The 20,177-nt window shown below is 63.9% G+C and carries 20 protein-coding genes and 3 pseudogenes; 13 read left to right on the top strand and 10 right to left on the bottom strand.

What is annotated here, in order from left to right; translation table 11 throughout:
* The coding region (locus AZG88_RS04650) for a zinc-binding dehydrogenase (protein WP_156517422.1) at window positions 1–660 on the top strand (660 nt) is incomplete at its 5' end.
* An 84-nt stretch (window positions 661–744) separates the two neighbouring features.
* Here the strand turns inward: AZG88_RS04650 and AZG88_RS04645 are convergent.
* Window positions 745–2,088 (bottom strand): IS110 family transposase, encoded by a 1,344-nt coding sequence (locus AZG88_RS04645; RefSeq protein WP_197487776.1) that lies wholly within the window; start codon window positions 2,086–2,088, stop codon window positions 745–747.
* 493 nt (window positions 2,089–2,581) lie between these two features.
* On the opposite strand from AZG88_RS04645, the gene AZG88_RS51495 reads away from it, so the two are divergent.
* From AZG88_RS51495 to AZG88_RS55460, 4 genes and pseudogenes are all read left to right on the top strand, one after another.
* The gene (locus tag AZG88_RS51495; RefSeq protein ID WP_156517421.1) at window positions 2,582–2,752 is read left to right on the top strand and encodes a hypothetical protein; all 171 of its coding nucleotides are present in this window, start codon (window positions 2,582–2,584) and stop codon (window positions 2,750–2,752) included.
* Window positions 2,753–2,853: 101 nt separating this feature from the next.
* The gene (locus AZG88_RS04640; protein WP_061697062.1) at window positions 2,854–3,207 is read left to right on the top strand and encodes an aldehyde dehydrogenase family protein; all 354 of its coding nucleotides are present in this window, start codon (window positions 2,854–2,856) and stop codon (window positions 3,205–3,207) included.
* Window positions 3,208–3,209: 2 nt separating this feature from the next.
* The gene (locus AZG88_RS49530) at window positions 3,210–3,836 is read left to right on the top strand and encodes a transposase (RefSeq protein ID WP_197487775.1); all 627 of its coding nucleotides are present in this window, start codon (window positions 3,210–3,212) and stop codon (window positions 3,834–3,836) included.
* 57 nt (window positions 3,837–3,893) lie between these two features.
* Window positions 3,894–4,217: pseudogene (locus AZG88_RS55460) on the top strand (transposase); the annotation flags it as partial.
* Here AZG88_RS55460 and AZG88_RS55455 read toward each other — a convergent pair.
* The 4 genes from AZG88_RS55455 to AZG88_RS04615 all read right to left on the bottom strand — a co-directional run bounded on the left by AZG88_RS55455 (window position 4,132) and on the right by AZG88_RS04615 (window position 7,621).
* Window positions 4,132–4,671 (bottom strand): MFS transporter, encoded by a 540-nt coding sequence (locus AZG88_RS55455; protein WP_197487774.1) that lies wholly within the window; start codon window positions 4,669–4,671, stop codon window positions 4,132–4,134. The pseudogene AZG88_RS55460 and the gene AZG88_RS55455 overlap by 86 nt on opposite strands.
* 134 nt (window positions 4,672–4,805) lie before the next feature.
* Window positions 4,806–5,813, bottom strand: coding sequence for a CoA transferase (locus AZG88_RS04625; protein WP_061697060.1), 1,008 nt, complete (start codon window positions 5,811–5,813; stop codon window positions 4,806–4,808).
* Window positions 5,813–6,988 (bottom strand): CaiB/BaiF CoA transferase family protein, encoded by a 1,176-nt coding sequence (locus AZG88_RS04620; protein ID WP_061697059.1) that lies wholly within the window; start codon window positions 6,986–6,988, stop codon window positions 5,813–5,815. Before AZG88_RS04620 ends, AZG88_RS04625 begins: the two co-directional genes overlap by 1 nt.
* A gap of 63 nt (window positions 6,989–7,051) precedes the next feature.
* A complete protein-coding gene (locus tag AZG88_RS04615; RefSeq protein WP_169693487.1) occupies window positions 7,052–7,621 on the bottom strand; it encodes a MarR family winged helix-turn-helix transcriptional regulator in 570 nt (189 codons plus the stop codon).
* Window positions 7,622–7,843: 222 nt separating this feature from the next.
* Between AZG88_RS04615 and AZG88_RS04610 the strand changes: the two genes are divergently transcribed.
* The 3 genes from AZG88_RS04610 (at window position 7,844) to AZG88_RS04600 (ending at window position 10,011) form a co-directional block, all read left to right on the top strand.
* Window positions 7,844–8,869 carry an NAD(P)H-dependent flavin oxidoreductase gene (locus tag AZG88_RS04610; protein WP_061697057.1) on the top strand — a complete coding sequence of 342 codons (1,026 nt, stop codon included), beginning with the start codon at window positions 7,844–7,846 and terminating at the stop codon, window positions 8,867–8,869.
* Window positions 8,869–9,726: an enoyl-CoA hydratase/isomerase family protein gene (locus AZG88_RS04605; RefSeq protein WP_061697056.1), complete on the top strand. Its 858-nt coding sequence runs from the start codon at window positions 8,869–8,871 to the stop codon at window positions 9,724–9,726. The genes AZG88_RS04610 and AZG88_RS04605 overlap by 1 nt, the downstream gene beginning before the upstream one ends.
* Before the next feature lie 96 nt (window positions 9,727–9,822).
* Entirely contained in the window at window positions 9,823–10,011 is a 189-nt protein-coding gene (locus AZG88_RS04600; RefSeq protein ID WP_061697055.1) for a hypothetical protein, read from the top strand.
* A 250-nt stretch (window positions 10,012–10,261) separates the two neighbouring features.
* On the opposite strand, the gene AZG88_RS04595 is transcribed toward AZG88_RS04600, so the two are convergent.
* Window positions 10,262–11,857, bottom strand: a complete 1,596-nt coding sequence (locus tag AZG88_RS04595; RefSeq protein WP_061697054.1) for an MFS transporter — start codon at window positions 11,855–11,857, stop codon at window positions 10,262–10,264.
* A 79-nt stretch (window positions 11,858–11,936) separates the two neighbouring features.
* Window positions 11,937–13,580 carry an FAD-dependent oxidoreductase gene (locus AZG88_RS53330; protein ID WP_061697053.1) on the bottom strand — a complete coding sequence of 548 codons (1,644 nt, stop codon included), beginning with the start codon at window positions 13,578–13,580 and terminating at the stop codon, window positions 11,937–11,939.
* A gap of 111 nt (window positions 13,581–13,691) precedes the next feature.
* Here AZG88_RS53330 and AZG88_RS04585 point away from each other — a divergent pair, with 111 nt between their 5' ends.
* Entirely contained in the window at window positions 13,692–14,288 is a 597-nt protein-coding gene (locus AZG88_RS04585) for a helix-turn-helix domain-containing protein (RefSeq protein ID WP_061697052.1), read from the top strand.
* A gap of 179 nt (window positions 14,289–14,467) precedes the next feature.
* Here the strand turns inward: AZG88_RS04585 and AZG88_RS51485 are convergent.
* Window positions 14,468–14,641: pseudogene (locus AZG88_RS51485) on the bottom strand (IS1380 family transposase); the annotation flags it as partial.
* Window positions 14,642–14,801: 160 nt separating this feature from the next.
* Here AZG88_RS51485 and AZG88_RS04580 point away from each other — a divergent pair.
* Window positions 14,802–14,972, top strand: a complete 171-nt coding sequence (locus AZG88_RS04580) for a nucleotidyl transferase AbiEii/AbiGii toxin family protein (protein WP_231913810.1) — start codon at window positions 14,802–14,804, stop codon at window positions 14,970–14,972.
* A 247-nt stretch (window positions 14,973–15,219) separates the two neighbouring features.
* Here AZG88_RS04580 and AZG88_RS53325 read toward each other — a convergent pair whose 3' ends face one another.
* Together AZG88_RS53325 and AZG88_RS55450 are read right to left on the bottom strand one after the other, a co-directional pair.
* Complete coding sequence (locus AZG88_RS53325; protein WP_269455024.1) at window positions 15,220–15,753, bottom strand: transposase family protein; 534 nt, start codon at window positions 15,751–15,753, stop codon at window positions 15,220–15,222.
* 439 nt (window positions 15,754–16,192) lie between these two features.
* Window positions 16,193–17,065 (bottom strand): annotated as a pseudogene (locus tag AZG88_RS55450) (M20/M25/M40 family metallo-hydrolase); the annotation flags it as partial.
* A gap of 230 nt (window positions 17,066–17,295) precedes the next feature.
* Here AZG88_RS55450 and AZG88_RS04570 point away from each other — a divergent pair.
* The 3 genes from AZG88_RS04570 (at window position 17,296) to AZG88_RS04560 (ending at window position 20,100) form a co-directional block, all read left to right on the top strand.
* A complete protein-coding gene (locus AZG88_RS04570) occupies window positions 17,296–17,787 on the top strand; it encodes a nuclear transport factor 2 family protein (RefSeq protein ID WP_061697049.1) in 492 nt (163 codons plus the stop codon).
* Window positions 17,788–17,850: 63 nt separating this feature from the next.
* Window positions 17,851–18,786 carry an SMP-30/gluconolactonase/LRE family protein gene (locus AZG88_RS04565; RefSeq protein WP_082833219.1) on the top strand — a complete coding sequence of 312 codons (936 nt, stop codon included), beginning with the start codon at window positions 17,851–17,853 and terminating at the stop codon, window positions 18,784–18,786.
* A gap of 72 nt (window positions 18,787–18,858) precedes the next feature.
* Window positions 18,859–20,100 (top strand): alpha-hydroxy acid oxidase, encoded by a 1,242-nt coding sequence (locus AZG88_RS04560; protein ID WP_061697047.1) that lies wholly within the window; start codon window positions 18,859–18,861, stop codon window positions 20,098–20,100.
* Window positions 20,101–20,177: the final 77 nt, after the last annotated feature.

Genomic DNA, 20,177 nt, shown 5'->3' with positions numbered 1-20,177 from the left:
GTCAAGATCGACAAGGACATCCCCCTCGACAAGGCCTGCCTCGTCGGATGCGGGGTGAGCACCGGCTGGGGATCGGCCGTGAACCTCGGCAACGTCGAACCCGGGCACACCGTCATCGTCATGGGCATCGGCGGACTCGGATCCGCCGCACTGCAGGGCGCCCGGCACGCCGGAGCGTCGCACGTCATCGCCGTCGACCCCGTCGCCTTCAAACGGGACAGCGCGAAGACGTTCGGCGCGACCCACGCCGTCGCGACCATCGAGGAAGCGGCCGAACTCGCCAAACAGTCCACCAACGGGCAGGGCGCGGACGCCCTCGTCATCACCGTCGGCGTCCTCGAACCCGAACACGTCGCCCAGGCACTCGCCGCGGTCCGCAAGGCGGGCACCGTCGTCGTCACCGCCGTCGGCGAACACTCCCGGGTCGGTCTGCCGATCCCGATCGCCGACCTGACCCTGTCCCAGAAGCGGCTGCAGGGATGCGTCTTCGGCTCGACCAACGGCACCTGGGACGTCAACCGGCTGCTGAACATGTACAAGGCCGGCCAGCTCAACCTCGACGACATGATCACCCGCACCTACCGGCTCGACGACATCAACCAGGGATACCGAGATCTGAAGGACGGAAAGAACATCCGAGGCGTCATCCTGTTCGACTGACCGGAAAATGCTGGAGGTGAGTGGCAGGCGATAGCATCCGGCGTAGCTTGCGGAGCCGGATCAGGGTGTGAAGGTGTGTTTGGGTTAGGCAGCGGGCGCGACGGTGACCCGGTAGCCGAGGGCGGCGAGCTGGGCGATGTGGCTGCGAAGCTTGCGTTCGGTGTCGATGTGGCGGGTGTGGTAGTCGGCGCCGAGGTCGTGGAACCGGACGTTTGCATCGATCAACAGATGCCAGACCACGACGAGGATGGAACGGGCGACGGCGACGAGGGCTTTGAGCTTGCCGCGACGTTTGACGATTCGCCGGTAGCGTTCGCCGAACAAGGTGTTCGTCTTGGCGGCTGCGGCGGCGGCCTCGCCGAGCACTCCCTTGAGATAGGGGTTGCCCTTGCCGGTTCGGCCGCCGCGCTGGATCGGGCCGGACTGGATGGTGCGCGGGCACAGTTTCGCCCACGACACCAGGTGCGCGGCCGTGGGAAACACTGTCATGTCCGGCCCGACCTCGGCGAGAATGATCTGCGCGGCGCCACGCCCCACGCCGGGAATCTCGTCGAGCCGCTCGATCACCGTGAGCCCAGACCCGCCGCGCCCCGCGTCCGGGTCGTCGGACGGCACCGGGTCACCGGGCTCGTCAATGCTGGTGACCAGCAGGTCGTCGATGCGGGTGGTAAGCCTGGCGATCTGTGCGTTGAGGGTGTCGATCTGGTCGAGCAGTATCCGGGCCAGCTCGGCGTGATGACCGTCGAACCTGCCGGTGAGCGCCTCGACGAGGGCGCTGTGCTTGGCCTTCATCGCGCCGCGTGCCAGACCGGCGAGCCGCCGCGGGTCACGCTCGCCCGCGATCAGCGCCTCCAACATGTCGCGCACCGACAGGGTGCCCAGACTGGAAGCCACCGACGACACCTTGATCAGCGCGTCCTCCAGCAGTTTCTCGAGCCGCTGCCAATAGCGGGTGCGCTCGCGGGTCAGATCGATCCGCAGCCGGGTGTAGTCGCGCAACTGTCGGATCGGTTGCGGCGGGACGAAACTCGGCCGCAGTAGCCCTTTCTCGGTGAGTTTGGCGAGCCACACGGCGTCGAGCTTGTCCGTTTCCGGGCGCCCCGGCACGTTCTTCACATCGCGGGCGTTGACCAGCTGCACCGTCAACCCGGCCGATTCGAGCAGACAGAACCAGATCCGCCAGTAGTCCGACGTCGATTCAACGGTGATCTTCTCGATCCCCGCCGCCACCAGCTGCTCGCCGAGCTCCGTAATCGCGGCAGTCGTGGCCGAGACGTCCCACACCGTGCTGCCCCGCCGGCCTGGTCGTCTCGAATCCGGTGTCCGGGTGCACACCTTGCCCGAGGCCTTGGCCACGTCGATGGCGCACACCCACTCGACCACCAGCTCGTGCTCAGCATCGGGTATCTGTTCCGGTAATGAATTCACTTCTGTTGTCCTCTCACCGTATTCCACACGCATACACAACGGCGGGCCGCCTGGGGGCCTCGGTCAAGGGAACCGAAATTCTGACCGGCGTGCTCGAAGCAACAATGCGTGACCCTTCCAGGTCGGGGCCCCGGCGCCAGGCTAATGAACGAGCTCAGACCCAAGGGAAAGTCGGCGTCGGCAGGCGGCCCGACCCCATTTTCGCTCCTGCGAGGCGTCCCCGGGAGGGATAGGTGGCTAATGGGAGGTACCAAGCCTCGCCCGGTCGGACAGACTTGGCACCTGTTAGCCGCTGGTGGATGAGCACTCTCGTCGACTGGACCCGTGCTCGGAGTCCTACGGTCAGACCGTGCCTCCACCCGCGTGCCAGGAGGTCTGTGATCGCTGATGGGATGTCGTGCCCGGCTGAGGTCGTGAGCGCTCGACCATTAGTCCGCGAACCGACTTCCTGCTGGCTGCCCGGACCGATGCTCGACGTTCAAGGGAGGGTCGCGTGTTGTTGTTCATCGGAGACGACTGGGCCGAGGACCACGTGCGCCACGAGGCGCTTGAAGTCGAGCGGAGGGGAGTGACCTTCGCCTTCGCGTCGGAGACAGCGGCCCAGGTCGTCATCGGGGACCCGACTGATCCGAAGACCCAGGTGGGGCCGGTCATCAGCGCCTAGGCCTGCGATCGCATCATGGTGACGATCGAGGCCGCGCGCTCCAGTGGCCACGGCGAGCTCGTCACCGGTGGTGAGCGCGTCGGCGGCGATCTCGCCGGCGGGTGGTTCATCAGCCCCGCGTCTTCGCCGGCGTACCCGAGGACGCGAAGCTGGCCCGCGAGGAGATCTTCGGCCCGGTCCTCACCGTCCTGGCCTACGACGACGAGGAGGAGGCGCTACGACTGGCCAACGGCACACCCTACGGCCTCGCGTCGTACGTCTACAGCTCCGATGTCCGACGGGTCAACCGGATGGTCAACGGCCTCGGGAGCGGAATGGTCTGGGTCAACGGGTTCACCGGGCTCCCGACGTCTGCGCAATTTGGGGGAGTCAAAAGCAGTGGGTATGGGCGGATCGGTGGGCGGGCAGGAGTCGAGGAATTTACTAGGACCAAGAACGTCTGGATCGCCTCCTGATCTTGATTTGCTCGCAGTCGATCAGAAAAGCGCTCGGCCGGCAAGCGCTGCCCGCGTCACATCCGCACGATCGGCGTGAACTGCTCCAGTACGCGGTGGGCGCGCTCCGCAGGCATCTGTTCCCAACCGAGGTCGCCGCCGCCCACGAGGTGTCGTGGCCGACGGCGCACCGGGCGTTCGTCGCGCACGCTGAGGCGCTGCTGACCGAGCCGGCCCCGGTGCGTGTCCTCGGTATCGACGAGACCCGACGCGGAAAGCCCAGATGGGGGTACCGCAAGAACATCGGCAGGTGGGTGCGGGTCGATCCGTGGGACACCGGCTTTGTCGACCTCGACGGCGATCAAGGTCTGCTCGGCCAGAAGGAGGGGCGCACCACCGCGGCGGTCGTGCAATGGCTGCGCGAGCGCACTCCGGAGTTCCGGGAGGCGATCGAGTATGTCGCGATCGATCCGGCCGCGGTGTACGCGGCGGCGACCCGGACCGAAGGATTGCTGCCGAACGCCACGCTCGTGGTCGATCACTTCGATCTCGCGCAGCTGGCCAACGAGATGGTCACCAAGGTCCGGCGCCGGGTCACCGGAGAACTCAAGGACCGCCGCGGCGGCAAGATCGAGCCTTCAGTGGGCTAACAGGCGTCGGTTGCTCACCGCACGGGAACGACTCTCGGACAAGACCTTCGCGAAGATGTGGAACACGATCATGGACGAAGACCCCACCACTCAAATCCTGTCCACGTACATCGCGAAGGAGGAACCCCGCACGCTGTTATCCACCGTGAAGTCCGGTGGCGACCCGCACCTGACCCGGCATCGGCTGCACGGGTTCCTTACCTGGTGCATCGACTCGACCATCCCCGAGCTCCTCACCCTGGCGCGCACGATCGACATGTGTTGCCGGAGATCAACGCGTTCGTCAGCACCGGGATCACCAATGCGCGGACCGAGGGGTACAACCGGCTCGTGAAGGCTGTGAAGCGCGCCGGTTGCGGCTTCCGGAATCGTGAGAACTCGGCCCGCCGGATACGCTTCCACTGCGCCCGCAAACAGCGGGCCGCGACTCAGACTTCATGCTGATTGCCCGGACAAAGTTGAAGAGCCTGATATCTCCTCGGAGATGCTTTGGATACATTTCGCTGACAAAGACAAGCCGAACGCCGATCATAGCCTGGAGGCCCAGTCCACTGAGGGCGCGAAAGACAGCGAGCGAGGTCACGTTCGGCGCGAGGCCTGTAGCCAGCGAGAACACCGAGTAGAAGACAACGGAGCCCAGGATTATCGGGCGCCGTCCCACGCGATCAGCCAATCTTCCTCCCACTACGGCGCCGATCATCATGCCCACGAAGGTGGTTGACGAGAGGAACCCGATTGTGGAGATGCTCAGTCCCCATTCGGCTCGGAGCGCTGGCACCGCGTGTCCGAGCATGGCGGCATCCATGGTGTCGAAGAAGAAGGCGAGAAGTGCCATCCACTTCTTGTGCGTGCCAGTCGCCATCGGCAGTCGATCGACTCTGGCTTTCAATACCGCGGCAGAATCTCGGTGTCAAGAGATCGATGTAGGCATCATTCCTCTGGGTGTTTGTGGCTGGGACATGTCAGCGTCTACCGCACGACGGTTTCGACCCATGGCCGGCCGGGCACCGTAGCGGGGGTGCCGTCGGCGAGTGTGGTGGTCTCGAAGAAGTTCCGGTGCTGCATCTGAATGTCGTCGGTGAGTTCGTCCACCCGCCGCACAGGTGCCATCGGAACCTTGTGCTGTTGAGCCAAATCCAGGAGTTCGTCGCGGGTGTGTCGCAACAGCCACGGGATGACAAGTTGATCGACTTCGTCCGGGTAGTCCATTGCCATTGCCCGGGCGTCGGTGTATCGGGGGAGTGAGGCCCACTCCGGTGAACCCATCATCTCGACGAACCGGTCCCACTCGGCGGCGGTTCGGGCGATGAGGGCGACGTGGCCGTCCTTGCACGGGAAGATCCCGAAGGGGTAGCGCCCGCCGGAACCGGGTGCTCGATGTCCGGCGCGGGTGAGCTCGATTCCGTAGTAGTCGCCGACGGCGCCGTAGATGCGTACGTAGGAGGCCAGCACTTCGGCGCCACTGATTTCCACCAGGGCGCCGGTGCCCTCGTGGCGGGCACGGAGCACCGCCGCGCAGGTGGCCCCCGCCCCGCTGATCCCCAACTGCAAGGCCCCCAGTCCGTACGGGGCGGCGAGCGGCTCGCGGTCCGGATAGCCGGTGACGTGCATCAGACCGGACATCGACTGCATGGCAATCTCGTTGGCGTTCCAGTCGGCTCGGTGACCGGTTCGGCCCAGCGGTGACAGGGCAGTAACTACCAGCGCAGGGTAGTCACGGCGGAGCGTGTCGAGGGATACACCATGCGTCTTCAATGCTTCGTCGTCGAGATCGGTGAGGAATACCTCGGCACCAGAAAGGAGGTCGGTGACCGCGCTCTGGCTGGTGAGCTTGTGGATGTCGAGATACGGGTCGGGCTCGGAGGTGCCGATGCGCACGACGGTTGCGCCGACATCGGCGAGAAGCTTGCCGGCAAAGGCCGCGGACCGCGTACCGGAGAGCTCGAGAACCGTCACTCCGGCCATTGAGTCGTACATCAGTGAAACACTCCTTCAGTGGTCAGGCGATCGAAGTCCTCGGAGGCGACACTGAGAAGTTGGGTCATGATCTCTTCGGTGTCCGCGCCGAGCAACGGTGACGACGAACGAACACGCGGGACAGCGCCGTCGAGGTGCCACGGAATGCTGGTCGTAATCAAGGGGCCGAGGACGGGATGTTCGATCTCCTGGAAGAGCCCCCGATCCCGGAAAGCCTGATCCTGCAACACCTCATGGGGGGTCAGGACCGGAGTCGCGGCGATTCCCGTTGACTGGAGCTGGGTAACCAATTCCTCGCTGGAGACCTCGTCGGGGCGGGCGGAGACGAGATCGCCTTCGGGTGCATCATCGACGACGACCCACCGACCGTCGCTGCACGGCACCACTTCGCGGCGACCGGTTAAGGTGGTGTTTCCGGTAGGTCCCGGCGCCTTTCCTGTGCTCGCGTACTCGACCATGGCCTCTCCGAGCAGTGCGACGCACGCCTCGGTCTGGGAGAGATCGAGATGCCGTCCGCCACCGGTCTGGGTGCGTCCGTTGAGGGCGGCGAGCACGAGGAAGGCGCCATAGAACGAGCAGTTGAGGTCGGCCATGGCTGTCGCCGACGCTCCGACGACCGCGCCGTCTTCGTAACCGATCACGCCCTCCAGTCCGGCGAGCGAACTCATGATCGGTGCGTATGCGCGTTGCTGGCACAGCGGACCGGTCTGGCCGTAACCGGTGGCCGACAACACCACCAGGCGGGGGCACTGATGCAACAGGTCTTCGATGGACAGACCGAGTCGTTCGAGCCAGCCGGGTGCGAAGTTCTGGACAAAGACGTCCGCTTCACTGAGCAGTCGCAGGAACAAGTCCCGGCCGGCCTCGGTCTTCAGGTTCAGCGTGACACTGCGCTTACTGGCACTCGCTTCGTGGAGTAGGCCGAAGCCTTCCAATCGCAACGTCTCGGGGTCGGCGAGCCCCGACATTTCCTCTCGTGGCACCCGGACCCGGTTGACGTCCAATTTGGCGCGGGATTCGACCTTGATCACTTCCGCGCCGAGTTCGGCGAGGATCCGGCCGGTCAGCGGTGCCGCGACCCCGGTCGAAACTTCGACGACCCGGATGCTGGATAGCCAATCAAGTGAGCGGGGCGGTGTTGCAACCTCAGTGGGTTGCTTCGTTAGGCGAACCATTTTTCAAGAGTGAGTGTGATCGCCGCAACTGTCAAGGGGGACGAACCAAATTCTTGTCGCGCGTCACTCCTGTTGAGTGGGTTGCGGGTTTCGCCGGGAGCGTTTGGCAGTGCGCCTATGAACTCGGGGCCACAGGTCGGGATCGATGTCCGCGATCTTCCACAGTGCGGGAAGTGCAGCGGCGAGTGCGACGCGTTCGTGGTCGGCCAGGGTGGAGATGCGCTCGGCGAGTGTCTGGTTGCGCAGCTGCTGGTTCTCCTCGAGGATGCGCCGGCCTTCCGCGGTGATCGCGACCCTGACCTGGCGGCGGTCCTCGACGCCCTCGCGCTTCTCGACCCATCCGGCCTTGGCCAGTCGGCCGACGATTTCGGTCATGGTCGAAATCGCGCGGCCATCGGCAGCCGCCAGTTCTGTGATCGGCATCGAATCAACGGCTGTGAGCTGGCTCAACACCAAACTCTGTGCGGGGCCCAGGGGGGCATTGGCGTTCGTTTCCCGCAGCCGATTGCCAATCATGGTCAGCGGAGGGCGACTCGCTGCGGCGATCTCCGCGGAATCGAGTGCGGCGGGGTTCCGGTCCAGTAGGCCCGGAATAGACAGCTGGTCAGCTTCGGTGTCGGGGTCACTACCCATCAGCGTCACCTGTATGTCTCCTCGCGTCGGTAAAGCCATCAGAGGGTCCGTGTAAGCCTCTTGACAGCGAACTCATCAAGAGTAATAGTACGGGAACTATGATTCGTGTCACGAAGTTATTTTCCAGTGAGAAGTGGCAGCGGTGCGGCGTGGGCGGATCAACTCTTCCGGCATCGGCCATCACACCCTCTGCCAGTGCTGCGCCGACGCGAAAGGCACAAGATGAGTGACAAAGTGCGCGGTCCCCTCGCTAACCGCTACACAGATCTGGTCGGAATCCGGCACCCGGTAGTTCAGGAAGGGATGGGCCCCTTCGGGACCACCAGACTGGCCGCGGCGGTGTCGAACGCGGGCGGTCTGGGCACGGTGAGCGTGCCCGGAACGGCCGGCGATCTCCATGCGGCCGCGGCAGAGCTGCGCCGCAGCATCGAGGAATGCGCGACCCGCACCTCCGCCCCGTTCGCGGTGAACATCCCTGTGGGCCACGACCGCAACGGTGGTATCGCGACGTTCGCACGCATCTATCTCGAAGCGGTGTTCGCGGCACGACGCGCCGATGCCGGGATGGCAAGCCGGTTGCGCGTTCTGACCACCTCTGCCGGATTCCCCGCCGGCCTGACCGCGAGGATCCACGACGAGGGCATGATCCACCAACACAAGGTGGGTGCCACGCAGCATGCCGTGAAGGCCGTCGAAGCCGGCGTCGACGTCGTCATTGCCGCCGGTTCGGAAATGGGCGGGCACGCACCGGCAAGCGGTATGCACACCTTCGTGCTCGTTCCGAACGTCGCCGCCGCGGTCGATGTGCCAGTTGTGCTCACCGGCGGGGTGCGAGACGGCCGCGGGTTGGCCGCCGCGCTCTGTCTCGGCGCCGACGCCGTCGCTCTCGGTACCCGGTTTGCTGCGACCACCGACAACACCGAATGGCATCCCGCCTACCGGGACGCCCTCGTCGCGGCAAAGGAAGGTGACGACCTGTTGACCGACGGCGTCTTCGGACCGTGCCGGATGCTGCGCAACCCCGCCGCGGAGAAGATGCGGACCGCTACCGTCTCCCCGGCCGAGAAGATCGCCGCAATGCGGCGCGCCCAAATAGAAGGCGACACCGACAACGGACTCGTCCTGATGGGACAGGTGGCCAGTGGCATCTCCGACGTTGTCACGGTCGCGGAATTCCTGCCTCGGATGGTTGACGAAGCAGCCGCGATCCTCACTTCACTACAACCGACAGAGGAAAGGAAACGATAATGAGCGCTGCCATTCTGGTCGAGCGGGAGGGACCGGTCGCCAGACTGGTCATGAACCGTCCCGAGAAGCACAACGCCCTCCGGTTTGCCGATCTCGATCTGCTGGTCGAGAAACTGCACGAGCTGGAGGACGACGACGACGTCAAGGTCATCATCCTCAAAGGAAACGGACGGTCCTTCTGCTCCGGACACGACTACAACGACGCCGCCAAGTCCTACGGACTCGAACCAGGCTCTGACGGAACGAAGCCGCGCCGCCCCAGTCAACGATCCCGGCTTTCGCGAGATCGCAAACTGGGGGAGAACTACAAGGCATTCCACTTCTCGCTCAAGCCGGTCATCGCGCAGGTCCAAGGTGTGTGCACCGGTGCAGGCATGTACCTCGTGGAACTGGTCGACCTCGCCATCGCCGCAGACACTGCCCGATTCAGTCACGCCGAGCAACGGCTGGGTTTGGCCGGTAACACCTGGCATCTGAACACCCAGATCCTCAAGTATGGGCCGAAGAGGGCCCGCGAGATCCTCTTGCTCGGAGACGAATTCGATGGCAGGGATGCGGAGCGATTCGGGGCGGTGAACCGGTCGGTGCCGGAAGCCGACCTCGAAGGCACCGTCCAAGCATGGGCCGAGCGGATCGCCCAGCATCCCAGAGATGCCTTGGTGACGGGACGGGCCATGTGGCAGCAGGCGATGGAGAGTCTGGGTGGAAGCGAGCAGTTCGCTCGCGGATATGTCGGGCATACCCTGGGCACGAACCTCAGATTCGAAGAGGACGAATTCAACTTCCTGCGAGAGCGCAGCCGGAGCGGCACCAAGAACGCCTTCGCGCAACGGGAAGGCCACTACTCAGTCAAGTGATGTTCAGGAACCACAAGACAACCGGGACCTCCCCAATACGTGGACCCGATGAACGGATCACCCAGATCGGACCGGATAAGGATGCATGCAGGCGATATGACTACTTCGACCTCCTGGCAGCAAGACTCGACTGCCATTCTCAAAGCCCGAATTGATCGACTGCCGCTGGCGACCGCCACCCACAAAAAGTGGATGGTTCTCCTTGCCTTCTTCTTCTTCGACACATTAGATGCCGCAATGCTCGGCTACACGGCGCCGGCACTACGGGCCGAACGGGGACTATGACCTCTAGTGTTCTGAGAACTGTTGCGATCTGCGCGCACTTCTTCCGCGTCTGGCAGGAGTAGACTTCGATTCGGTCGATGCGACCGCAAGTGGAGTCCGTATTCGTGCATCGCCGTTGTCGACTGCGGCGAGCTGTCCGACATGAGGCGCGTCCTCGAGGCGTTGACCTGTGATCTCCAGACCGAGGTAGTCACCACGGCAGAAGGTGGTGAGGTCAGGATAAGCCGAAGGTAGCCTTGAGCACTCGGCATCAACCGATGATCACAGCCGGATCATCGGAGTCAGCCTCAGTCCTGTTTGTTGCATCAGTGGTTCGCTGGGGGCCACGGGCGAGCACGTAGATGAACAGGACGGCCATGACTGCGCTGCCGACCCACATGGCGTTCTGCCAACCGTCTACAAACGACTCCTGCGCGGCCCGCACCAGCGCCTGCGCCTCAGAACCGGCACTGTCAGCGGCCGCGACGGCGTTCGCGACACCATCGCGGGCGGTGTCGACGAGGTCGGTCGGGACGCCGTCGAGGCGGGAGCCGATCGAGGTCTTGTAGCCGGCGGAGAGGATAGCGCCGAGCAGAGCGACGCCGAGGGCGGTGCCGAACTCGCGGGTGACGTCGTTGAGCGCGGACGCAACTCCTTGACGCTCTCGCGGCAACGAGCTGGTGATCGCCTCGGTAGAGGGCGTCATGGCCAGACCGATGCCCAGTCCCATGGCGAGCATGCCGGGAAGAACGGAGAGGTAGCCGCCGTCTACCGAGACGAGGCTCGCCATCAGGGCAAGGCCGGAGCCGCCGAGGAAGATGCCGGTAACCATGGTCGCGCGGATTCCGATTCGGGCGACCAACCTCGCTGCTAGGACGGAGGAGAGCATCATCAGTAGTGCCATGGGCAACAGAGCCAGTGTTGCGCGCAGCGCCGACCATCCAAGCACCGCCTGTAGGAATGGGAAGAGCACGACGAAGATTCCGGCCTGGACCCCGAAGACTGCGAGCAGAGTGACCGACCCGCCCGCCAGGCCCCGTTCGCGGAAGAGTCGCAGGTCGAGCAGCGGACCTGCTTGACGCAACTCCCACGCCACGAACCCGATGAATGCGAAAGCTCCGCCTACGAGAGCGAGGAGCGTTGCGGGCTCAGTCCACCCGTGCACCGGTCCCTCGTGGATGGCGAAGATGAGGCCGAGCACGGCGATGACCGAGGTGAACGCACCTACGATGTCGAACCGGTGCTCAGCGTGCTCGCGGGAGTTCGGGACCGACCGCACCGCCATGGCCATGGCCACGAGGACGAGTGCTACTGGTAAGACGAAGAGCCACCGCCAGCTGGCGATGTCGACCAGCAGCGCCGACAGGTACATCCCGAGCAACCCGCCGCCTCCGCCTACCGCGGTCCACACACCGATGCCCTTGGATCGCTCTCCCTCGGGGAAGGTCGAAGTGATGACGGCCAGAGTGACCGGCATGATCATGGCCGCGCCAACACCGGAGGCAAATCGGGAGGCGAGGATCATTTCCGAGGAGGTGGCCAGACCGGCGGCTACGTTCGCGGCCCCGAATACGGTCAGGCCGGTCAACAGAAGGGGCTTGCGGCCCCACCGGTCTCCGAGCGCCCCCAACGGGAGGAGTAGGGCGGCGAGACTGATCGTGTACAGGTTGATGAACCACAGCACCTCGCTCTGAGGGGCGTCGAACTCGACGGCGAGTTCGGGCTGGGCGACGTTGAGCCCTGTCACAGATGCGATGACAGCCATCAGCGCGACGCATACCGCGATCAGGATCGTGCGGCGCTGACGCGCGTCGTGGATCGTCGAGTCGGCGGGTTCGGCCAGGGTCGGCCGTGGGTCGGTACTCATGAAGGGCCTTTCAAGAGGGCAGGAAGGAGAGGCGCCACGACCCGTGCGGGGCGGCGGTGTGCCGGACGGACGGCTGAGGTCAGCTGCGGCGGGTGGCTCTGACGACGACGTCGTGGATGGTGGTCTCGTGTCCTCGGGGGCTGGATATGGTCCGGTGTGACTCCACTGCGGTGGCGACCTCCCACTGGGCGGGGTCGAAGCGCGCGGTGATGCTGGCAGCGGTTGCCGATGCCGAGCCGGGCGGCCCATCGGACTCGTGCCCGGGCGTGCCTTCATGCCCGGGAGCGCTTCCATGCTTGTGCCCGTCGGCGGCGGCATCGTGATGTAGGTGACCGACGATGAGGAGGGTGCCTGCGGGGGCTACCCACGATGCGACGCGGTCGTAGAAGTCCAGCTGGGGCATTGCGGGGTGCGCGTAGTGCGTGGTGACCAGGTCGTAGCGATTGTCGTGCTCCCAGGTGGACAGGTCTGCCTGCACCCACTGCACCCGCTCGGTGACCCCAGCGTCGGCGGCCCGCTCGGCGGCCCGCTCGAGTGCCGCGGCGGCGATGTCCGCTCCGGTGACCTGCCAGCCACGCCCGGCGAGCCAGATCGCCTCTGCCCCAGCGCCGCAACCAGCCTCAAGTGCCGTCCCAGGCGCCAGATCGCCGACCTCGCGGACGAGGTGCGGGTTGGGTTGACTGGATCCCATGGCCGCGGCGCGATCGCCCGTCCAGATCTGGTCCCAATATTCGTTGTCGAACGTGTGCTCCACTGCAGAGCTACCTTCACTGCTGGTTCCGGTGGCCGCTGCGGTCACGGCGTGGTCGAGGTCCTTCATGATGAGGTCTGTGTTGATGTGCTGAGCTGCCAAGGCCCCAGCAGCAGCGGCGGCCCCGACCTGGGCGCCGATGTCGGAGGAGTTGCCTGCGGCCCACACCCCTGGCACCGAGGTTGCGCCGAACTGGTCGGTCTCGATGAACGCGCCTGCGGGATGGGGCGACGCCTTGATTCCGATGCTGGCAAAGAGTTCGGTGCGGGCGACCATCTGCGTCGACACCACCACTGCATCGACCGCAACGACGGTCTCGTCGGCGATGCGGACACCAGTCAGTTGGTCGTCGTCGATCTCCAGTCGCGCGATCTTGCCCGCGACGACTCCGACGCCGAGCGCGTCTAGCTTGGCGCGGTCCTGCGCTTCGAGCGGCCGGTCGTGGTCGAAGAACACGACGTCGGGACTCCACTGGCGGAACAGCATGGCCTTGTGCACTGCCATCGGGTTGGTGCCCAGTACGCCAATTCTGCGGTCGCGGACCTCCCAGCCGTGGCAGTAGGGGCAGTGCAGTACGCCGCGCCCCCACTGCTCGCGCACGCCAGGGATGTCCGGCAGCTCGTCGATCAGTCCGGTGGCGATCAGCAGACGCCGCGCACGGAGGACAGCACCGTCGCGAAGCACGACCGAGAACCCATACGACGCGCAGGAAACGTCGACCACCTCGCCGGCCAGGATCTCGCCGCCGTAGCCGAGGACTTCGTCGCGGCCGCGAGCCAGCAACTCCACCGGGCTCACGCCCTCGAGACCAAGTAACCCGTGCACGCCGTCAGCCGGTGCGTTCCTCGGCTCGCCTGCGTCTACAACCGTCACCGATCGGCGCGCCCGCGCCAGTGTCAAGGCGGCGCTGAGGCCGGCCGCGCCACCCCCGACGATCACCGTGTCGCGAATAGCGCCCGTTTGCTCTGCCATGTTTGCCCTCTCAACGAATTTGCGGCTGCCAGTCCGAAACCCCCGCTCTCCGAGAATGGCCACCGACAATCTGCATTGCAAACATTGTTGCCGAATGGCAAAATCGGCGGTATGGATTCCTCATTGGACCGCACCCTGGACGCTGTTGGGCCGCGGCTGAAGCACCTGCGAGTGCGACGGGACATCACCTTGAGCGACCTCGCAGAGGAGACCGGTATCTCGACCAGCACGCTGTCGAGGCTCGAGGCCGGTCTCCGACGTCCCACCTTGGAACAGTTGCTGCCGCTGGCGCGCGCGTACGGCGTCACCCTGGATGAGCTCGTCGATGCACCGCCGACGGGCGACCCGCGTATCAACCTGCGCCCGATCCCAACCTCCGACGGCCGGACCATTTTGCCCTTGAGTCGCAGGCCCGGAGGTATCCAGGCTTACAAGTTCATCCTCCCCACCGGCCGCGCCGACGCTGAGCCCGAACTCCGCACTCATGAAGGCTACGACTGGGCCTTCGTCCTCAACGGCAAACTCAGACTAGTTCTTGCCGAGCACGACTTGATCCTCGAACCCGGCGAAGTTGCCGAGTTCGACACCCGCACCCCGCATTGGTTCGGAGCCACCAACTCAGGACCCGTGGAGTTCCTCAGCCTTGTCGGCAAACAGGGAGAACGCGCACACGTCCGCGCCGCGCCTAAGCACCATGAATCGAGTTAGAGGCGTCACCGTCGTCGAGACCTTACATTTAGCCTGAATTCACCGATCGACTGATGTGCGCGTGCTGAGTTTCGTTGTGCGGCAGTGAGCAGGTTCCGGGCGTGGGTAATCGTCCGACCTCTCGTGTCGGGTTGTTCCACTGGCTCTTTCGCGTCGAGGTCGGGCAGGTGTCGCAGCTGTTAGACGATGATGGGGTGATTGCCGCAGAAGGTATTGTCGAACAGGGCATTCCACGCTGTTTCCCACGGCCAGCCCTGCGGGAGGTGCAGCGTCAACCGTCTCGCTGAGGACGCGATGCGAGCTGGGACCGAGGCGATGGTGCGCCGGATGGTGCCGGTGGTCGCCATCGCCATCGCCAGATGCAGAAATCTACCATGGTGGTGGCACCGTATTATGAACCAGAAGGAGGCATTCCACTCTCGGCCAGATCTGTCCGATCGAGTTCGAGCAGCGATCGGCTACGCTGGCCACCGCCGCATGGGAATTGGTGTCCACATCACGGGGGGAACGCCCGTGCGCCGCCGATTCGTCATCGCCCGCTTCCTGACCCGCGTCTTCGACGCCGACCCGGACGGGTGGATCCTCAAGGGCGGCATCGGAATGATGGTGCGCCTGCCGCAGGCCCGCTACAGCAAGGACATCGACCTCCTAATGGGAGTCGATCAGCGAGCCTTCGTCATGTAATTGCGCAGTCGGCGGTGTGGAGTCATGAGCGCAGCGCGTGGGAGACTCCGGCGCACGCGGTCGTCAGAGTCGAAGGCTCTGAATGAAACCAGAGCCCAATGGGTGGCCGCGAGTACCGAGAGTCCTTCTAGCTACCTAGGCGACGCCTGTTCACGCGCACGGCAAGCGCAGGGGGAGTGGGGCGACGGTGGGCGCGGTGGGTGGCTGGTGAATTCAGATTTCCATCGGTGCCGATCTCGACCGTTCTTTACACTCTCATTACGCTCGGCGGAGCGGTGCTTCGTGCTGTTGTGAGAGAGGGGCGGTCCAGGAAGTGACGGATCAAGCGAGCGGACCCTGTGGTGACGCCGAATTGAGTCCGGTGGAGCGATGGTTGGCCAACAGCAAACCCCTCAAGTCGCACGAGCCGGAGCCCTTCGTCCCCTTGGTGGACTTGACCGACGCCGGCGTTGCTCGCCCGGCGCAGAAAACCTGCCCTCCCGGCCACGGCCAATCCGATCGCTGTGACCATCGCGCCGAGCCCGGGCGTGCGGCGTGACCGTGATTTGGTCAGACCCGGCACCTGCTCGGCGAAAGTCTTTGCCGTGCAATCAATGGTGTCACAGAAGAATCGACGCACCCGAAGGTCGATCATGACCGGATGCCCACCGATCGCGGTGTCGGCCAACTGTCGGCGGTACCGGGAATGCACGCGAGCGGACTCACCATCACAGCCCGGACACCGTCCCCGGTCGCCCTTCGGCTCTGCGTCGATACGGATCGTAGAACCGACCCGACGCACCCCCGCGACAACGACACCAACCAGGTGAGGCAGCAACGCCCGCACGCCCTCGAAATCACACGCCGACGATCCTCACCCGCCGCAGGTCAGCACACCGTGGCGACACGCCGAACACCTTCACGAAAAGTGCGCCAGATCCACTTCCCAGTGTCCATTGACAACTGTGGCGGCAAACCAAAGCGACGGGGATCGAACCGGTGCCGAAGCAAGTCGAAATTCGAGCTTTAACGGCCTGGTGTGTCGACAGGTCCGTAAAAACTTGTACGCCAGGCGGATCGACGTTTCTACAGGCGCTGTAGGCTGGGTTCGAAAGACGCGTGCCGCGCGTCGCCATTCGGAGTCAGCTTCCCGGCCACCGCCGATGCGTTCAGCACTGCTCGTGCGTGTAGACCGGGGACTGGGTCACCGTGTCAGTGGCCCACTCCCCGGTGCTCACTCATCAGACTAGATCCACTTTCTCCATTCGCCTGATGGAAGAAGCCACAGGTTCGACGAGGTGCTGTTGGAGGGCAAGCATCGAATCGAAACACTGCTGCACCTGCGCCAGCTCGACCCACTCATCGGCCCGGTGGGCTTGCTCGATGCTGCCGGGGCCGCACACGATTGTCGGCACCCCGAGCTCACTGATGAGTCCAGCTTCGGTGCCGTAGGAAACCCCTGTCGCCTCGCTGGTGTATCCCATGACGTCAATGAACTCCTGCGCGGCGTGTGTGGGAGTCAGTCCGGGAAAATCGGCTAGAACCTCGTGATCGGTTCGAGCAGATGTGGTTTCGATCTGCATCTCGATCTGCAGATCGTTCATGAACGAGTGGAACCGGGTGCTGATCTCCCGGTGGTGCTCGGCACGAACGGTGCGCATCTCCCACTCGAACTCGCAGCTCTCGGGAACGATGTTGACTGCCAATCCGCCTCGGACGGTGCCGACGTTGATAGTGGTGTACGGCACCGTGAAGGCGTCATCCTGCTCCCGTTCGGTTCTGAACTCGTCGGCGAGCCCGGTGAGGCGCTGTGCCTGGCGCAACTGCTCACCGAATGACGCCGCAGTTGCAGGCCGGGCATCGGGGTCGGTGGCCATGGCATGTTCGATGGCCGCGGCCACTGCGGGTGGGATGTGTTCCCTGCGTAGCGGCGGTGCCGGCTCGGAGGTGATGCGGAGGAACTGGGCGACCAACTGCTCCCCGCTGCGGCGTTCGAAGGCGGCATGCCCGGTCACGGCGCAGAACAGCGTGGCGCCGAGGCTGTACACATCGGATGCAACCGAGGGGGCGCCGCCGGTGAGGACCTCCGGTGCGGTAAACGCCGTCGTAGGTGTACGGAGTGAGGCCGAACGAACGCGGCGCCGCCTATGCGGCGGCCGATCGAGACTCCGTTCAGGGCTCGGCGCTTGCCGCCATGGGCGGAATTTTATTGCTCCACAGCTGTTCGCCGAACTCTAGCTTGTTGCATCCCACAACGCCTGCGTGCGATGATTGCCGAGATGCAATCGATTGCACTAATCGGCTCTCGGGTCGATTCCTTGACGGAGTTAGAGATGGAGTGAACATGTCCCAAGATGATTACGCCGCGCTGAACGCCCGCTTGCAGGCATTGGAGGATCGAAGCGCAATCCTCGACACGTTGAAGCAGTACGGCCACGCCCTTGACTACGGCGACCGCGAGCGGCTGATCGATTGTTTCACCGACGACGCGGTCAGAGAGACGAAGCGGCTCGATGGATCCGTCAACCGGTGGGCAGGAAAGGCCGGCACCGAAGACTTCGCAAACCGTCACTCGCACGCTCCGGAGTTGTACCACAAGCACCTGGTCCTCAACAGCCTCATCGACCTGCACGGTGACACTGCGGAGGTGGTGAGCTACATGTTCCGTTTCGATCCGAACGAAGACAAGCCGTCGTTCGTCTGGGGAATGGGTCGGTACTTGGATTCCGTGCGAAGAGAACCCGATGGAAAGTGGCGCATCTTTCGGCGTACATCTGAAATCGAAGATCAATGGCCAGGCCGATTTGCTCTGAAAGGTTACGAAGCGAACGACTGAGCGCCGGAGCCGGTGCACGATCAACAAACCCAGACATGCAACGCACACCGAGGAGGGACTTCCGTGCTTCATAAGGCAATTGACCCATGTTTCGAGTTACTGCTCGACCTCGACAGCCCGGTGCGACAATTAGGGACGAACTATCAATTTGTCGAGGGCCCGATATGGCACCCTGTCGAAAATCACCTGCTTTTCTCGGACATTCCAGGAGATACACGCCGTCGATGGGATGGATCCGGGGTGGAAGACGTCTCGCACGCCACGCACATGGGAAACGGGATGACCTATGACGGGGACCTCAATCTGCTGGTCTGCGAACACACAACGTCATCGGTCGTCTCGATCGACCGAGATGGACGACGATCCCCGCTCGCAACGCACTTCGAAGGTCGCGAGTTGAACAGTCCGAACGACATCGTCGTACGGTCTGACGGCTCGATCTACTTCACGGATCCGCTCTACGGCCGGATGCCCGGCTACGGAGTCGAGCGACCGGCGGAACTCGGATTTCAAGGGGTCTACCGCATATCGCCCAGCGGCGATCTGCAACTGGTCGTCGAGCGTGCCATGTTCACAGCTCCCAACGGTCTCTGCTTTTCCGCGGACGAAAGTCAGCTGTACATCGACGACACTGATCAGGCCAACATTCGCGTTTTCGACGTCGAGCGAGATGGAGCTCTCGCGAATGCCCGCATCTTCGCCACGGACATCTTCGAAAAAAATGAGCAGGGTGTCCGCGACGACGATCTCGGTGTTCCCGACGGAATCAAGTGCGACCAGGGTGGAAACCTGTGGGTGACTGCCCCCGGTGGTGTCTGGGTGTTCGATCGGGACGGGAAGCACATCGGGAAAGTTCGTGTACCGGAGAAGGTCGCCAACCTGCACTGGGGCGGCCCGGACTGGAGAACGCTCTTCCTGACCGCGACTACGTCGCTATACGCGATCGACACCAAAACCGGTCCGCATGAAGAGCCCTTCATGCGTTGCGGTACCGAATGAAGTGAACGCGCCGAGGCTGCAGACAGGCTCTGCGCGTTCATTCGGATATACCACTTCCGTGAAAGGCACATCATGGTGAAACGTCAGGTTCCGAACCCGAACGAGCTGATCGACCTCGTGAAGTTCAAGAAGCCTGAGCTCAACGGAAAGAAGCGCAGACTAGACGCTGCGCTCACGATCGAAGATCTGCGGAAGATCGCACGGCGGCGCACTCCGAGAGCTGCTTTCGACTACACCGACGGCTCCGCAGACGAGGAGATCTCGCTGGCACGTGCACGCCAGGCGTTCCTCGACATTGAGTTAAACCCGTCGGTTCTTCGCGCCTTACCGGAAACAGTAGACACGTCGACGCAGATCTTCGGAGGCTCGTCTGCCTTGCCGTTCGCGATCGCACCGACCGGCTTCACCCGACTCATGCATACCGAAGGTGAGGTTGCCGGCGCATCCGCTGCTGCGACTGCCGGCATACCGTTCACGCTCTCGACCCTCGGGACCACCTCGATCGAGAAAGTTGTCGAGGCCAACCCACACGGTCGAAACTGGTTCCAGCTTTACGTAATGCGAGATCGGCAAATTTCGTACGAACTGACCGAGCGGGCCGCGAAAGCGGGCTTCGACACGTTGTTCTTCACCGTCGACACCCCGGTGGCAGGTGCACGGCTCCGCGATAAACGCAATGGATTCTCGATCCCACCCCAGCTGACTGTCGGAACGATCGCCAATGCAATCCCGCGTCCGTGGTGGTGGTGGGATTTCTTGACCACGGAGACACTCGAATTTGCTTCGTTGAGTTCGACGGGAGGCACGGTCGGTGAGTTGCTGGACTCCGCGATGGACCCGACGATCTCGTTCGACGATCTCGCCGTGATCCGGCAATTGTTCCCGGGCAAACTCGTCGTCAAAGGTGTGCAGAATGTCGCCGATTCGCGAAAGCTCGTCGACCTGGGCGTCGACGGAATCGTGCTTTCCAGCCACGGGGGCCGGCAACTCGACCGTGCGCCAGTACCTTTCAATCTTTTACCCGAGGTGGTGCGGGAAGTCGGCAAAGACGCCGAGATCGTTGTCGACACTGGCATCATGTCCGGCGCGGACATCGTTTCCTCGATCGCGCTGGGTGCACAGTTCACGATGGTGGGTAGGGCCTACCTGTACGGGTTGATGGCAGGTGGCCGTGAGGGAGTCGACCGTATGATCGACATCCTGCGAGAGCAGATAGAGCGGACTATGAAGTTGCTCGGCGTAGCGACCCTCGCGGAACTCGAGCCCAAGCACGTGACGCAGCTAGCACGGTTGGTGCCGCGGGCGAAGACATAGCGTATTCGAACCGACAAACGAAACTGTCCGGCTCGCGCGGCCAAGCTGCCAGGCGAGCCGGACAGTTTTCGCTACTG

The sequence above is a fragment of the Rhodococcus sp. LB1 genome, from assembly GCF_001583455.1.
GTDB classification, from domain to species: Bacteria; Actinomycetota; Actinomycetes; order Mycobacteriales; family Mycobacteriaceae; genus Rhodococcus_F; species Rhodococcus_F opacus.
Note: the sequence above shows the minus strand (reverse complement) of the source record. Positions and strands in the feature narration are given on the sequence as shown.

Bases quoted from the DNA above. Each gene is read 5' to 3' on its own strand.
- AZG88_RS55455 (WP_197487774.1), bottom strand. From the start codon at position 4,671: ATGGCACTTCTCGCCTTCTTCTTCGACACCATGGATGCCGCCATGCTC.
- AZG88_RS04625 (WP_061697060.1), bottom strand. From the start codon at position 5,813: ATGTACGACTCAATGGCCGGAGTGACGGTTCTCGAGCTCTCCGGTACG.
- AZG88_RS04620 (WP_061697059.1), bottom strand. From the start codon at position 6,988: ATGGTTCGCCTAACGAAGCAACCCACTGAGGTTGCAACACCGCCCCGC.
- AZG88_RS04615 (WP_169693487.1), bottom strand. From the start codon at position 7,621: ATGGGTAGTGACCCCGACACCGAAGCTGACCAGCTGTCTATTCCGGGC.
- AZG88_RS04610 (WP_061697057.1), top strand. From the start codon at position 7,844: ATGAGTGACAAAGTGCGCGGTCCCCTCGCTAACCGCTACACAGATCTG.
- AZG88_RS04605 (WP_061697056.1), top strand. From the start codon at position 8,869: ATGAGCGCTGCCATTCTGGTCGAGCGGGAGGGACCGGTCGCCAGACTG.
- AZG88_RS04600 (WP_061697055.1), top strand. From the start codon at position 9,823: ATGACTACTTCGACCTCCTGGCAGCAAGACTCGACTGCCATTCTCAAA.
- AZG88_RS04595 (WP_061697054.1), bottom strand. From the start codon at position 11,857: ATGAGTACCGACCCACGGCCGACCCTGGCCGAACCCGCCGACTCGACG.
- AZG88_RS53330 (WP_061697053.1), bottom strand. From the start codon at position 13,580: ATGGCAGAGCAAACGGGCGCTATTCGCGACACGGTGATCGTCGGGGGT.
- AZG88_RS04585 (WP_061697052.1), top strand. From the start codon at position 13,692: ATGGATTCCTCATTGGACCGCACCCTGGACGCTGTTGGGCCGCGGCTG.
- AZG88_RS04570 (WP_061697049.1), top strand. From the start codon at position 17,296: ATGTCCCAAGATGATTACGCCGCGCTGAACGCCCGCTTGCAGGCATTG.
- AZG88_RS04560 (WP_061697047.1), top strand. From the start codon at position 18,859: ATGGTGAAACGTCAGGTTCCGAACCCGAACGAGCTGATCGACCTCGTG.